This is a genomic window from Streptomyces sp. Tu6071 (assembly GCF_000213055.1).
Classification (GTDB): Bacteria; Actinomycetota; Actinomycetes; order Streptomycetales; family Streptomycetaceae; genus Streptomyces; species Streptomyces evansiae.
Genome location: NZ_CM001165.1, coordinates 4880133 through 4894018, shown reverse-complemented (window position 1 = coordinate 4894018; position 13886 = coordinate 4880133). Strand labels below are relative to the sequence as shown.

At 74.5% G+C, this 13886-nt stretch carries 13 protein-coding genes; 5 read left to right on the top strand and 8 right to left on the bottom strand.

What is annotated here, in order from left to right; translation table 11 throughout:
- Nucleotides 1-33: 33 nt before the first annotated feature.
- From STTU_RS20610 to STTU_RS20595, 4 genes are all read right to left on the bottom strand, one after another.
- A complete protein-coding gene (locus STTU_RS20610) occupies nt 34-1287 on the bottom strand; it encodes a GGDEF domain-containing protein (RefSeq protein ID WP_007826372.1) in 1254 nt (417 codons plus the stop codon).
- Nucleotides 1288-1381: 94 nt separating this feature from the next.
- Nucleotides 1382-2206: an enoyl-CoA hydratase/isomerase family protein gene (locus STTU_RS20605; RefSeq protein ID WP_007826371.1), complete on the bottom strand. Its 825-nt coding sequence runs from the start codon at nt 2204-2206 to the stop codon at nt 1382-1384.
- 279 nt (nt 2207-2485) lie between these two features.
- Nucleotides 2486-3940 (bottom strand): adenylate/guanylate cyclase domain-containing protein, encoded by a 1455-nt coding sequence (locus STTU_RS20600; protein ID WP_007826370.1) that lies wholly within the window; start codon nt 3938-3940, stop codon nt 2486-2488.
- 73 nt (nt 3941-4013) lie between these two features.
- On the bottom strand, nt 4014-4883 hold the full coding sequence (locus tag STTU_RS20595; protein WP_007826368.1) for a biotin--[acetyl-CoA-carboxylase] ligase: 870 nt from the start codon (nt 4881-4883) through the stop codon (nt 4014-4016).
- Between the two features lie 205 nt (nt 4884-5088).
- Here STTU_RS20595 and mmpB point away from each other — a divergent pair, with 205 nt between their 5' ends.
- Nucleotides 5089-5229: a morphogenic membrane protein MmpB gene (gene mmpB, locus STTU_RS34995; protein WP_007826366.1), complete on the top strand. Its 141-nt coding sequence runs from the start codon at nt 5089-5091 to the stop codon at nt 5227-5229.
- Between the two features lie 32 nt (nt 5230-5261).
- Nucleotides 5262-5891 (top strand): Maf family protein, encoded by a 630-nt coding sequence (locus tag STTU_RS20590; protein ID WP_007826364.1) that lies wholly within the window; start codon nt 5262-5264, stop codon nt 5889-5891.
- On the opposite strand, the gene STTU_RS20585 is transcribed toward STTU_RS20590, so the two are convergent.
- Nucleotides 5869-6306: a hypothetical protein gene (locus STTU_RS20585; protein ID WP_202531590.1), complete on the bottom strand. Its 438-nt coding sequence runs from the start codon at nt 6304-6306 to the stop codon at nt 5869-5871. The two genes, STTU_RS20590 and STTU_RS20585, sit on opposite strands and share 23 nt — an antisense overlap.
- 416 nt (nt 6307-6722) lie before the next feature.
- Here STTU_RS20585 and STTU_RS20580 point away from each other — a divergent pair, with 416 nt between their 5' ends.
- Nucleotides 6723-8492, top strand: coding sequence for an acetyl/propionyl/methylcrotonyl-CoA carboxylase subunit alpha (locus STTU_RS20580; protein ID WP_007826361.1), 1770 nt, complete (start codon nt 6723-6725; stop codon nt 8490-8492).
- Between the two features lie 112 nt (nt 8493-8604).
- Here STTU_RS20580 and STTU_RS20575 read toward each other — a convergent pair whose 3' ends face one another.
- From STTU_RS20575 to STTU_RS20565, 3 genes are all read right to left on the bottom strand, one after another.
- On the bottom strand, nt 8605-9288 hold the full coding sequence (locus STTU_RS20575) for a DUF4328 domain-containing protein (RefSeq protein WP_007826360.1): 684 nt from the start codon (nt 9286-9288) through the stop codon (nt 8605-8607).
- A 210-nt stretch (nt 9289-9498) separates the two neighbouring features.
- Nucleotides 9499-10431, bottom strand: coding sequence for a DeoR/GlpR family DNA-binding transcription regulator (locus STTU_RS20570; protein WP_007826359.1), 933 nt, complete (start codon nt 10429-10431; stop codon nt 9499-9501).
- Between the two features lie 221 nt (nt 10432-10652).
- Entirely contained in the window at nt 10653-12104 is a 1452-nt protein-coding gene (locus tag STTU_RS20565; protein ID WP_007826357.1) for an NAD(P)H-quinone dehydrogenase, read from the bottom strand.
- 145 nt (nt 12105-12249) lie between these two features.
- Between STTU_RS20565 and STTU_RS20560 the strand changes: the two genes are divergently transcribed.
- The gene (locus STTU_RS20560; RefSeq protein ID WP_009065914.1) at nt 12250-12687 is read left to right on the top strand and encodes a gamma-glutamylcyclotransferase; all 438 of its coding nucleotides are present in this window, start codon (nt 12250-12252) and stop codon (nt 12685-12687) included.
- 251 nt (nt 12688-12938) lie between these two features.
- Nucleotides 12939-13766, top strand: a complete 828-nt coding sequence (locus STTU_RS20555) for a purine-nucleoside phosphorylase (protein WP_007826355.1) — start codon at nt 12939-12941, stop codon at nt 13764-13766.
- Nucleotides 13767-13886 lie beyond the last annotated feature (120 nt).

Below are 13886 nucleotides of genomic sequence, written 5' to 3'. Positions count from 1 at the left end.
ACAGAGTGGGGATGCGGGTCATCGGCGGACGGGTCAGTCGCGGGGGGAGCCGGGGTCACCGGGGTGCTCGGCGCAAGGGCCGGGGCGGCGCCTGCCGCGGATGCGGCGGCGCTCGGTGGGGGGCGCGGGGGTGGTGCCGTACCCGGGTATCTCCTGACGGGCGTCGTCCGGGTCCGCGCGGACGGCGTCGGCGAGGCGGACCACCGGGTCGTCGCTCCCCTCGCGCCCCGCGACGACGGGGCGGCGCGCCGCGAGGCCCTTCGCCTCGTACTGCGCCGCGTCCGCGAGCCGGAAGAGGCGGCGGGCCGAGGCGACCGGGCCGATGGGGTCGCCCGTCGAGGCGACACCGCACGCGACGCCCTCGCCGACGTCGAGCGCGTACGCCGCCGCGCAGATCTCCTCCGCGACGGCGACGACCTCGTCCGCCCCGGGGCCGAGGGCGAGGAGGCAGAACTCGTCGCCGCCGAGGCGCGCGGCGAGCGTGCCCGTGCCGAGGCGGGCGGCGCCGCGCGAGAGGACGCACCCGAAGCGTTCGAGGAGGTGGTCGCCGACCGCGTGCCCCTGGGTGTCGTTGACCCGCTTGAGGCCGTTGAGGTCGCACACGACGAGGCTCAGGACGAGCCCTTCGTCCCGGTGCCGCTCCAGGGCCTCGTCGAGGCGCTGGTCGACGAGGCGGCGGTTGGCGAGCCCGGTGAGCGGGTCGGTGAAGGCGAGCCTGCGGGCCTCCTCCAGGCGGTGGAGCTGCGCGAGACCGGCGGCGACGACCGCGGCGAGGACGGTCGCGAGCCCCGCCTCCGCCTGCCCGAACACCGGCGCCCCCGCGCGGCGCGCCACGTACAGCTCGCCCCAGGCGCGCCCGTCGAGCACGAGCGGCGCGACGACGCAGGCGCCGCGCCCCCGGCGGCGCAGCGCGGCGACCCGCTGGTGGCAGTACCCGGCCTCGCCCCCGGCCGGGCCCTCGGCGGTCTCGGCCCAGGCGTGCGGGGCGCCGCCGCGCGCCCAGCGCTCGTGCAGGAACTCGGTGATCTCGGGAAACCGGTGCACGGGATACGTCTCGTCCTCGGGGAACTCCTCCTCGCCCGGCGCCCGCTCCCCCTCGTTGACGAGCACCCGCAGCCGCCCCGGCCCCCGCTCCCACACCGACAGCGCGGCGAAGCTCCCGCCGAGCGCCCGCCGCGCCCCCCGCGCCGCCGCCCGCCACGTCTCCCGAGCGGAGCGCGCCACGGCCATGGCCTGCGCCAGCTCCACGACTGCCCGCAACCGGGCGTCCTCCGCTCCGTCGCTCATTCGGCCACTTTAGGCAGGTGGCGGGGGGTTTGCCGGACGAGCGACTACGGAGAGTGAACGACCTGGGGAGCCTTGAGCCGGCGGGCGGGTCCCCTCACTCCCCCGGCCACTGCGGCTTCCGCTTCTCGTTGAAGGCCGCGACCCCCTCCGCGCGGTCCCCGGACGTGGCGACCGAGCGCCAGGCGGCGTCCTCGACCTCCAGGCCCGCGCGGAGGTCCAGCCCCTGCCCGAGGCGCAGGGCGCGCTTCGCGGCGCGGAGACCGAGCGGGGAGTGCGCCGCGATACGGGCGCCGAGCGCGAGCGCCTCCGTACGGTCCTCGCCCTCGCCCACCAGGATGTCGACGAGGCCCAGGTCCTTCGCCTCGGCGGCCGGGACGCGGCGCGCGGTGAAGACGAGTTCGGCGGCGCGGGCCGCGCCGACCCGGCGCGGGAGCAGTTGCGTGCCGCCGCCGCCCGGGATGACGCCCACGGAGACCTCGGGCAGGCCCACGACGGCGCTCGGGTCGGCCACGATCACGTCGCAGGCGAGCGCGATCTCGTAGCCGCCGCCGAGCGCGAAGCCGTGCACGGCGGCGACGGCGGGCACCGGCAGGTCGAGCACGGCGGTGTACGCGGCGCGGGTCACGGGGCGCTGGCGCATCAGCTCCGCGTCGCTGAAGGAGTTGCGCTCCTTGAGGTCGGCGCCGACGCAGAAGGCCCGCTCGGCGGACGAGGTGAGCACGACCGCCCGCACCTCGCGATCCGCGGCGAGATCCGCGCACGCCGCGCGGAGCGCCTCGGCGGTGGCGGTCGCGACGGCGTTGAGCGCGCGGGGCCGGTCGAGCACCAGCTCGGCGACGTGCCCGTGCCGCCGGACGAGGATGTCGGTGCCGTAGCGGCGCTCGGCGGAAACTTCGGGGTTCTCTGCGGGTACGGGCACGGCGGCCTCCGGTCTCGGTGGTTCTCCCGACTGCGGTCCCCGCCGATGTTAACGACCGTTATTCACGGGGAGCTTCGGCAGGACGGGCCCGGAGCAGCCGTACCGCCGCGCCGAGCGGGTCGCGAAGAAGGCGGGGAGGTCCGAGGTCTCGTCCACGGGGGTACCGGTGGCATCCGGCCCGCACCCTTCTCGGCCCGGGGGTGTCCCGAACGAGCCCTACGGCTCCGCGCGGGCGGGGCGAAGAGCCGGGTCCGCGACCGAGGAGCCGCCTCCGCCGCGTCAGTCCTCGTCCGCCTTCGGGGTCCGGCGGGTCAGCAGCCATGGTTCGACCACGCCGAGGCCGCGGACCGGGCGCTGCCACATGGGCTGGAGGGCGAAGCGGTAGGCGGGGGGCGGGTCGCCCTCCTTCGCCGCGCGGTCCGTCTCCTCGGCGGCGGCCGTCTCGGAGACGGGGGCCTCTCCGGTGCGGACGAGTTCCTCGGCGAAGGCGGAGTCGACGAGAACGGCGTCCCGGGGCGCTATCGAGGTGAGCCGGGACGCGAGGTTCACCGTGGTGCCGAAGACGTCGCCCATGCGGGTCGCGACGGTGCCGAAGGCGATGCCGACGCGGAGTTCGGGCATCGTCTCGTCGCCCGAGAGGGTTTCGATGAGGCGCAGCGCGATCTCGGCGGCCACCCCGGCGTCGTCGGCCGCGAAGAGCACCTCGTCGCCGAGGGTCTTCACGAGGCGCCCGCCGCGCGCGGCGACGAGATCGGCCGAGGTCGTCTCGAAGGCTTCGACGAGTTCACCGACCTCTTCCTCCTCCATGCGCCGCGTGAGGCGCGTGAAGCCCACGAGGTCGGCGAAGCCGATGGCAAGCCTGCGGTCGACCATCTCCTCGTCGTCGCTGACCTGCACGACCCGCCCGGTCGCCGCCGCGAGCTGGCGCCGCCACACGTAGACGAGGAACTCCTCCAGCTCGGGCAGGAGCAGCTCCATGAGGGGATACGTGACCTCGGTGCGGGTCATGCCGGGCTCGGGGGGCTCGGTGAGCCCTTCGAGGAAGGAGTCGATCTGCCACTCGGCGAGCCGTGCCGTGGTCTGCCCGGTGGAGCGGGCGACCTGCACCGCCATCGCCTCGCTGAGCAGCCCGGCCTCGACGAGCCCGGCGAGGCGGCGCAGCGCGAGGACGTCGGCCTCGGTGAGCGCCTTGGCCTGGTTTATGTCGGCGAAGCCCATGGCCCGCCAGAAGCGCGAGGCCAGCTCCATCGAGACACCGGCCGTGCGGGCGGCCTGGAAGGGGGTGTAGCGGCGCTCGGCGCCGAGGATGAGCGTTTCGAGGCGCAGCGCGAGGGGGTCGTCCTCGGGCGGCTCGTCGCGGGGGGCGCCGGGGACGGAGGGGGCGTGGTCGGCGCGCTCGGGCTCGCCCCGGTCGACCGCGCGGTCCTGCGTCCACTCGACGAGGTGCTCGCGCCCGGAGCCGTCGGAGCCCTCCGGGCCGTCGGGACCCTCCGGGCCACCGGGGTCCTCGGGACCGTCGTCGGAGTCTCCGGGGCCTTCGGAGCGGTCCTCGGGACGGCCGGGACGGCCGGGGCCGCCGGGGGCCGCCGCGCCCGGCCCCGGTGCGGGGTCGGGGTCGGCGTCGTTGGGTGCGGGAGGGGTGCCGGCGGGGTCGCCCGCCCCCTCGGGGGCGCGCCGTTCGCCGCCCGGTGAGGCCGAGCCACCCGCGCCCGAACCGGTGTCGTCGACGGTCACTGCCTGCGCCCTTCCCCTCTGCCGCGGGCCAACGCCACGACCGCGCTCCACGATACGGCAGGTGTGCCCTGGCTCACTCGTCGCCCGAGCCGCCCTGTCGTTCCTCCGGGTGCGGGACGGGGCGCAGATGGACGATGTCCCCCGCCCCCACGGCCTCCTGTGCGCCCCCCGGGGTCACGAGGACGAGCCTGCCGTCCCCGTCGAGCGCCACGGCCTCGCCGATCAGCTCGGCGTCCCCGGGCAGCTCCGCCCGCACCTGCCGCCCGAGCGTCGAGCACCCGGCGGCGTAGGCGGCCTGGAGCCCGCAGGCGACCGGGTCCCCGTCCGCCTCGCGCCAGCGCTCGTACCAGTCGGCGAGGGAGCGCAGGACCGCGCGGAGCAGCGGGTCGCGGTCGGTCGTGACGGCGTCGGCGAGGGCGAGGGAACCGGCGGTGGGGACGGGCAGTTCGTCGGCGCGCAGCGACACGTTGAGGCCGATACCGAGGACGACGGCGCCGTCCGGGGTGGCCTCGGCGAGGATGCCGGCCGCCTTGCGCTCCTCCCCTCCGACGGTCAGGAGGAGGTCGTTGGGCCATTTGAGGGCCGTGTCGACCCCGGCGGCGCGCGAGAGGGCGGTGGCGAGCGCGACTCCGGCGAGGAGCGGCAGCCAGCCGAGCCGCGCGGGCGGCACCTCGGGGCGGAGCAGGACCGAGAAGAAGAGCCCGGAGCGCGGCGGCGCGCTCCAGCGACGGTCGAGCCTGCCCCGGGCGCCGGTCTGCTCCTCGGCGACGAGGACCGTGCCCTCGGGAGCGCCCGCGGAGCGTTCGCGCAGGTCGGTGTTGGTGGAGCCGGTACGGGGCACGACATCGAGCGCGGTCCAGAGCCCGCCGGGCCGCACGAGCGCGCGGCGCAGCGCGGTGGCGTGCAGCGGGGGACGGTCGAGATCGGAGTACGGGTTGCTCATGCCCCTACCCCACCACGGTTCACGGGCCTCCCCGCCCGGCCCCACCCCCACCACGGTGCACGCCCCTCACTCCCACCCCACGCACCCCCGGCGCGCCCCGCTCGCCCGCGCGCCCCCGCGGTCCTCGCCGCGCGCCCCGTGCCCACGGCCCCATTAGGTACGCGTACTCAGGCGCGCGGCACCCCGCGGACGCAGCCTGGAACCCATGCTGTGGTCGGATCGGGATCAACAGGAGCCGCCCGAGGAGTGGCGGGCGGCGCAACGGAAGCTGCACCGCGCGGGCGTGCTCCTCGCCTGCGTCATGGTGCTCGCGATGCTCCTTCTGGGGCTGGGAGGATACGTGTGAGCGCGCCCGGCGCACGGCCTACGATCACTTCCATGCCCGCACTCGGTTCGCCCTCGCCCGCCCCCCGCCGCCGCCTCGTCCTCGCCTCGCAGTCCCCCGCGCGGCTCGGCCTGTTGCGGCAGGCCGGGCTCGATCCCGAGGTGATCCTGAGCGGCGTCGACGAGGAGGCGATCAGCGCGCCGACACCGGGCGAACTGGCGCTCGTGCTCGCCGAGGCGAAGGCAGCGGTGGTCGCCGCTCGCGAGGACGCGAAGGGCGCGCTCGTCGTCGGGTGCGACTCGGTGCTCGACCTCGACGGCGTCGCGTACGGGAAGCCCGCCGACGCCGAGGAGGCCGCGGCGCGGTGGAAGGCGATGCGCGGGCGCACCGGGGTGCTCCGTACCGGGCACTGCGTGATCGACACCGGCTCCGGCGCGCGCGCCTCGGTGACCGCCTCGACGGCGGTGCGTTTCGGGACGCCGGACGACGCGGAGATCGCCGCGTACGTGGCGAGCGGTGAACCGCTGTACGTCGCGGGGGCGTTCACGCTCGACGGGCGCTCGGCCCCGTTCGTGGACGGCATCGAGGGCGATCACGGCAACGTGCTCGGCCTCTCGCTGCCCACCCTGCGCACGCTCCTGCGCGAACTGGGCGTCGGCATCACGGAGCTGTGGAAGGACTGACCTCGCGGCGCGGCGCGCTCGCGGGCGCCTCGTCCGGGCTCACGAGGATGAGGACGAGCAGCGCGAGGACGAGGAGCAGGCCGAGGAAGACGGGGAGCCCGAGGAGCGCGAGGGAGACCGCCGCGAGCACCCCGTGCACGACGGCCGCGACGATCAGCAGGACGCGGCCCGTCCGGCCCGGTGCGTGGCGGCGCAGCGCGCAGCGCAGGGCGACGAAGGCGCAGGCGCAGAGGAAGAGCCCGGCGACGACGGCGAGGACGTACGAGCCGGTCACGACGGCGTCGGGGTCGGTGCCCGCGAGGGACATGGACTGGTTGTCGACGACGGCGCCGAGCGTGAGGCACAGCAGGACGATCCCGAAGGTCTCCAGCAACAGGACGAGGCCCGTCGCCCAGGCCGCCACGGTCCGCGTCATCGTCGGCACCCCGCTTCCGTTCCGCCCCCGCACCACTGTTACCGGGGGTACGCATGGTCCTGGAGCACGCTACTGGCGGGTAGGCGGCCCGGCAAGGGTTCGCGCGAGGCGCCCGGAAAGGCGCCGCGCAAAGAATCCCGGGCCCTTTCGTCGGGTCCCCACAAAGAAACCCCCCTCCTCGCGGCGCGGGCGGACAGAGACCCTGCCCGCCCCGCAGAGCTACGCTGAGGTGATTCAGGGCCCTGTACATGGACTTTCGTCCGGTCATGAGGGGTAGCGGGGCGGCCGGTGTGGGCAAACTCACCACCGGATCGCCTCCGGCGCCTCGTGTCGGCTGTCCCTAAACTCGGCGTGTTCGTACGCGTCCCGTGCTGGGGCCCGCCCACAGGGACGAAGAGCGAGAAAAGGGAGCCATCGTGCGCAAGGTGCTCATCGCCAACCGCGGTGAAATCGCCGTTCGTGTCGCCCGGGCCTGCCGGGACGCGGGCATCGGCAGCGTCGCGGTGTACGCGGAGCCGGACCGGGACGCGCCGCACGTGCGCGCGGCCGACGAGGCGTACGCGCTGGGCGGTGACACGCCCGCGACGAGCTACCTCGACATCGCGAAGGTGCTGCACGCCGCCGCCGAGTCCGGTGCCGACGCCGTGCACCCCGGGTACGGCTTCCTCTCCGAGAACGCCGAGTTCGCCCAGGCCGTCCTCGACGCCGGGCTCACCTGGATCGGCCCGCCCCCCGCCGCGATCCGCGACCTCGGCGACAAGGTCGCCGCGCGCCACATCGCCCAGCGCGCCGGTGCCCCGCTCGTCGCGGGCACGCCCGACCCGGTCTCGGGCGCCGAGGAGGTCGTGGCCTTCGCGCGGGAGCACGGGCTCCCCATCGCGATCAAGGCGGCCTTCGGCGGCGGCGGTCGCGGCCTCAAGGTCGCCCGCACGCTCGAAGAGGTCCCCGAGCTGTACGACTCGGCGGTGCGCGAGGCCGTCGTGTCCTTCGGGCGCGGCGAGTGCTTCGTCGAGCGCTACCTCGACCGCCCCCGGCACGTCGAGACGCAGTGCCTCGCCGACCAGCACGGCAACGTCGTCGTCGTCTCGACCCGCGACTGCTCGCTCCAGCGCCGCCACCAGAAGCTCGTCGAGGAGGCGCCCGCGCCGTTCCTCAGCGAGGCGCAGGTCGCCGAGCTCTACAGCGCCTCGAAGGCGATCCTCAAGGAGGCCGGCTACGTCGGCGCGGGGACCGTCGAGTTCCTCGTCGGCAACGACGGCACGATCTCCTTCCTGGAGGTCAACACACGCCTCCAGGTCGAGCACCCGGTGACCGAGGAGGTCTCGGGCATCGACCTGGTGCGCGAGATGTTCCGCATCGCCGACGGCGAGGAACTGGGCTACGACGACCCCGCGCTGCGCGGCCACTCCTTCGAGTTCCGGATCAACGGCGAGGACCCGGGACGCGGCTTCCTGCCCGCCCCCGGCACGGTCACGCTCTTCGCGCCGCCGAGCGGCCCCGGCGTGCGCCTGGACGCGGGCGTCGAGTCCGGCACGGTCATCGGCCCCGCGTGGGACTCGCTCCTCGCGAAGCTGATCGTCACGGGCCGCACCCGCAAGGAGGCCCTGGAGCGCGCCGCGCGCGCCCTCGCGGACTTCCGCGTCGAGGGCATGGCCACGGCGATCCCCTTCCACCGCGCCGTCGTCAAGGACCCGGCCTTCGCGCCCGAACTGACCGGCTCCACGGACCCGTTCACGATCCACACCCGCTGGATCGAGACCCAGTTCGTCAACGACATCAAGCCCTTCGCGGCCCCGGCCGACGGCTCCGCCGACGACGAGGACCGCGAGAACATCGTCGTCGAGGTCGGCGGCAAGCGCCTGGAGGTCTCCCTCCCGGCCCGCCTCGGCATGTCCCTCGCCCGTACGGGCCTCGCGGCCGGTGCCAAGCCGAAGCGCCGCGCGGCCCGCAAGAGCGGCCCGGCCGCCTCGGGCGACACGCTCGCCTCGCCGATGCAGGGCACGATCGTGAAGGTCGCCGTCGAGGAGGGCCAGGAGGTCAAGGAGGGCGACCTGATCGTGGTCCTGGAGGCCATGAAGATGGAGCAGCCCCTGACGGCCCACCGCTCGGGCACGGTCAAGGGCCTCGACGTCGCGGTCGGCGCCTCGCTCAGCTCGGGCACGGTCATCTGCGAGATCAAGGACTGATCCGGAGGCCGCGCGCCGCGGCCGGTACGGGAACGGGCGGGACCCCGCGTCGGGGTCCCGCCCGTTCCCGTACCGCCGTCCGCCCCGGGCTTGCGGCCGGGCTGCGCAACCCTCAGGCCCTGGTCCGGGCCTCCTGGTCGCGGGTCATCCGCAGGACGAGGACGATCGCGAGGACGGCGGCGGCGACGAGGAGGACGTCGGTGGCCAGCACGCTGCGGAAGGCGTCGTGGACCAGGTCGGCCTCGGGCTGCCCGTCGTCGCGCAGGTTCTCCGTGATGAGGAGCATCGCGGCGGCGGCCAGCAGGAGCAGCCACCACGCGTTGATCCACCACGGGGTGCGGCGCTCCGCCGGGTTCCCGCCGCGGGGGGCCGCCGCGCGCCAGATGTCCACGACGACGTCGCGCGGGAACCAGAAGGAGATCCCGGGGACGATCCACGAGAACCACAACCACGGGCGCGAGTGGCGCTGCGCCTCGGGGGCGAGGATGTCGGCGTTGTCCCGCATCGCCTGGAGCCAGTACATGAAGCCGGCGGCGCAGACGACGAGCGTCAGGATCGTGAGCAGGCCGAGGTAGTGGTACTGCTCCTCCAGGCCCGTGGGGACCCGGTGGTACCCCTCGTCCGCGTCGCCGGGCGGCGCGGGCGGACGCGGACCCGCGTGCAGGCGCAACTCCCAGACGAGGAGCACGAGCCGCGCGAGCACCACCGCCCCCAGAGCCCCGACCAGGAACCGCGCGGGGAGCGCCACCCGCGCGAAACGGGGGGCGGCGGCGCTGCCGGACAGGGCGAAGCTCATGGAGCGCTCCTCGGTGTGGGGGGACGACGACGGAACGACTGCCCCCGAAGACGCCCCCGGACACCGGGCGGTTCCGGAGGCGGTCCTTCCGGGGAGCGCCCGGCGCGGGGAGCCCGGCAGTGCTCCGGAGGGCCCCGGCAGTACCCCCGAGGGGCCTCGGCAGTGCCCCGACAAGGGCACGGTCGCGCCCGTACCGCCGTCCCGTCCCCGTTACCGCCGGTGCGCGTCCACCGCCCTGCCGCGCTCCCCCTGTCCCGCCCCGCCCTGCTCGCCCATGGCGCCCGCCGTGCCCGGGGGGCGGTGGGTGTGGGGGCGGGTCGGGGGCTGGGCGCGGCGCTGGCCCGGGAGGCCGACGTCGCGGGTGCGGGGACGGGGCGCGGGGGCGTGCGGGCCCGCGAGGGAGATGTGCACGCCCTGGTCGGCGAGGGCCTGCAACTCCGTCGCCGCGCGCTCCTCGCCGGGGGCCGGCTCGTCGGTGACGAGGCGGGTGATGAGGTCGGGCGCCACGGTCTGGAACATGGTGTCGGTGCCGAGCTTGGTGTGGTCGGCGAGGACGACGACCTCGGCGGCCGACTGGACGAGCGCCCGGTCGACGCTCGCCGAGAGCATGTTGGCGGTGGACAGGCCGCGGTCCGAGGTGAGACCGCTGCCCGAGAGGAACGCGCGCGAGACGCGCAGGCCCTGGAGGGACTGCTCGGCCCCGCTGCCGACGAGGGCGTAGTCGGTGCCGCGCAGGGTGCCCCCGGTCATGACGACCTCGACACGGTTGGCGTGCGCGAGGGCCTGGGCGACGAGGAGGGAGTTGGTCACGACGGTGAGACCGGCGACGCGCGCGAGGCGGCGGGCCAGCTCCTGCGTCGTGGTCCCGGCGCCGATCACGACGGCCTCGCCGGGCTCGACGAACTCGGCCGCGAGTTCGGCGATCGCGGCCTTCTCGGCCGACGCGAGATGGGTCTTCTGCGGGAAGCCGGTCTCGCGCGCGAAGCCACCGGGGAGCACGGCGCCCCCGTGCCTGCGATCGAGCAGTCCTTCCGCTTCGAGCGCCCGCACGTCCCGCCGTACGGTCACTTCAGAGGTCTGGACGACGCGGGCCAGTTCCCGGAGCGAGACGGCTCCGTTGGCGCGCACCATTTCAAGGATCATTTGACGACGTTCAGCAGCGAACACGGAACTGACAGTAACGCGGATGACTGTCCGCGTTCACCACTTTCCGCCGAGTTACGGAAGTTGTCCATGTCGGGGCCGGGAAAGTGGTATACGGGGTCGTACGCGGCGGCCGGAGGCGGTCACGGCAACGGGCCACCGCTTCGTCGCGATGGCCCGATGCCCCGTCCGATCAGGTGAGTTGGGAGCGTACGGCCTCCTCAGGCCAGCTCCTCCGCGCGCTTGACGGTGTGGAGCTGACGGGCCACCTCGGCGATCGAACCGGACAGCGACGGGTACACAGTGAACGCGTTAGCGATCTGTTCCACGGTCAGATTGTTGTCCACAGCGATCGAGATGGGGTGAATGAGTTCACTCGCGCGGGGGGCGACGACCGTACCGCCGACGACGACGCCGGTCCCCGGGCGGCAGAAGATCTTGACGAATCCGTCGCGGATGCCCTGCATCTTGGCGCGCGGGTTGCGCAGCAGCGGGAGCTTCACGACGCGCGCGTCGATACGGCCGCCGTCCACGTCGGCCTGGCTGTAGCCGACCGTGGCGATCTCGGGGTCCGTGAAGACGTTCGACGAGACGGCCTTGAGGTTGAGCGGGGTGACCGCGTCGCCGAGGAAGTGGTACATCGCGATGCGGCCCTGCATCGCGGCGACGGAGGCGAGCGCGAAGACGCCGGTGACGTCGCCGGCCGCGTAGACGCCGGGGGCGCTCGTGCGGGAGACCTTGTCGGTCTTGACGTGCCCGGAGTCCTTGAGCTTGACCCCGGCCTCCTCCAGCCCGATGTTCGCCGTGTTCGGGATCGCGCCGACCGCCATGAGGCAGTGCGAGCCCGTGATGACGCGGCCGTCCGCGAGCGTGACCTCGACGCGGTCGCCGACGCGCTTGACGGCCTGGGCGCGCGAGCGGGCCATGACGTTCATGCCGCGACGGCGGAAGACGTCCTCCAGGACGGCGGCGGCGTCGGGGTCCTCGCCGGGCAGCACGCGGTCGCGCGAGGAGACGAGGGTGACGCGCGAGCCGAGCGCCTGGTAGGCGCCCGCGAACTCGGCGCCCGTGACACCGGAGCCGACGACGATGAGTTCCTCGGGCAGCTCGTCGAGGTCGTAGACCTGCGTCCAGTTGAGGATGCGCTCCCCGTCGGGGCGCGCGTCGGGCAGTTCGCGCGGGTGCCCGCCGGTCGCGATGAGGACGGCGTCGGCGGTGAGGCGCTGCTCGGAGCCGTCGGCCGCGGTGACGACGACCGTGCGGGAGCCGTCGCTGTCCTGCTGGCCCTCCAGGCGGCCCCGGCCGCGCAGGACGCGGGCCCCGGCGCGCGTGACGGAGGCGGTGATGTCGTGCGACTGGGCGAGCGCGAGGCGCTTGACGCGGCGGTTGACCTTGCCGAGATCGACCCCGACGACGCGCGCCGGGCGGTCTATGTGGGGGGTGTCGTCGGCGACGAGGATGCCCAGCTCCTCGTACGAGGAGTCGAAGGTCGTCATCACCTCGGCGGTCGCGATGAGAGTCTTCGAAGGCACGCAGTCGGTGAGCACCGAGGCCCCGCCGAGGCCGTCGCAGTCGACGACGGTCACCTCCGCGCCGAGCTGGGCGCCCACGAGGGCCGCTTCGTATCCGCCGGGTCCGCCACCGATAATCACGATCCGAGTCACGTACTTCATTGTCCCGCACGCGCCAAATTGCTTCGCGCCCGGCCCCACCGTCCGGGGTGTGGAACGGGTCACCCCCTGGTCCGTCCCCTCCCGTACGCGTCCGCCTCCCGCGACTCCCCCGCCTCCCTCCGCCGTCTGCCGTACTCTCGACGTCATGTCGCTCTACGCTGCGTACGCAGGCAATCTCGACGCGCGGCTGATGACGCGCCGTGCCCCGCACTCCCCGCTGCGGGCCACCGGCTGGCTCGACGGCTGGCGGCTGACCTTCGGCGGCGAGCACATGGGCTGGGAGGGCGCGCTCGCCACGGTCGTCGAGGACCCGGCCTCGCAGGTCTTCGTGGCGCTGTACGACATCGCGCCGCCCGACGAGGAGGCGATGGACGGCTGGGAGGGCGTCGGCCTCGGCATCTACCGCCGCGCCCGCGTCCGCGTCCACACCCTGGAGGGCACGGAGTCCTCGTGGCTCTACGTGCTGAACGGGTACGAGGGCGGCCTGCCCTCCGCGCGCTACCTCGGCGAGATCGCCGACGCGGCGGAATCGGCGGGGGCACCGCACGACTACGTGATGGAACTGCGCAAGCGTCCCTGCTGAACGCGCGCCCGGGGCCGCGGGTGCCCGGGGCCGCGCGTGCCGGTCCGCACCGCGGAGGAACCGGCTCCGCGAGGGCCTGGTTCACGCCAAGGCCGCCGGGCCGCACGACGAGCGCCGCTCCCCCTCCCGCGACGCCCTGACCAGGCCGCTCCGCGTCCGAACGCGCTCGTTCCCGCCTACCGGCAAGTCAACATCAGGTCGTTATCAGCGACGTCTACGCGCGTAGGCTGTGAGCGGTTACGCTCATTCGCGTGAACGCATCAGTTATTCCGGACGACATCCAGGGCGACCCCTTCGCCGCCGCTCGGGCCGCCGCCGCGCGGCTCGGTGAGCTGACGGGGGCCGAGACGCACGACGTGGCCCTGGTGATGGGCTCGGGCTGGGTGCCCGCCGCGGAGGCGCTCGGCACGGCGGACCACGACCTGTCCTTCACGGACCTCCCCGGTTTCCCGCCGCCCGCCGTCGAGGGCCACGCGGGCCGCATCCGCTCGTACAGCGGGCTCGGCGGCAAGCGCGCCCTCGTCTTCCTCGGCCGCACGCACTACTACGAGGGCCGCGGCGTGGACGCGGTCGCGCACAACGTGCGCACCGCGGTGGCCGCCGGGTGCAAGACGATCGTCCTCACCAACGGCTGCGGCGGCCTGCGCGCCGGGATGCGGCCCGGACAGCCGGTGCTGATCAGCGACCACCTCAACCTCACGGCGACCTCGCCCATCCACGGCGCGAACTTCGTGGACCTCACCGACCTCTACTCGCCGCGCCTGCGCGCGCTGTGCAAGGAGATCGACCCCACGCTCGAAGAGGGCGTGTACGTGCAGTTCCGCGGTCCGCACTACGAGACGCCCGCCGAGATCGGCATGGTCCGCGCGATGGGCGGGGACCTCGTCGGCATGTCCACGGTCCTCGAGGCGATCGCCGCGCGCGAGGCGGGGGCCGAGGTGCTCGGCATCTCGCTCGTCACCAACCTCGCCGCCGGCCTCACGGGCGAGCCCCTCAACCACGAGGAGGTCCTCCAGGCGGGCCGCGACTCGGCCGCGCACATGGGGGCGCTGCTCGGTCAGGTCCTCGACCGCATCTGAGAGTCCCTCCCCCGTACGGGGTACGAGTCCCGTACGACCTCCGGAGGAGCGGGCGGCCGCGCGGAGGCCGCCCGCCGCCCCGCACCGAAGCCGAGCAGCCGCAGCGCACCGCACCGCACC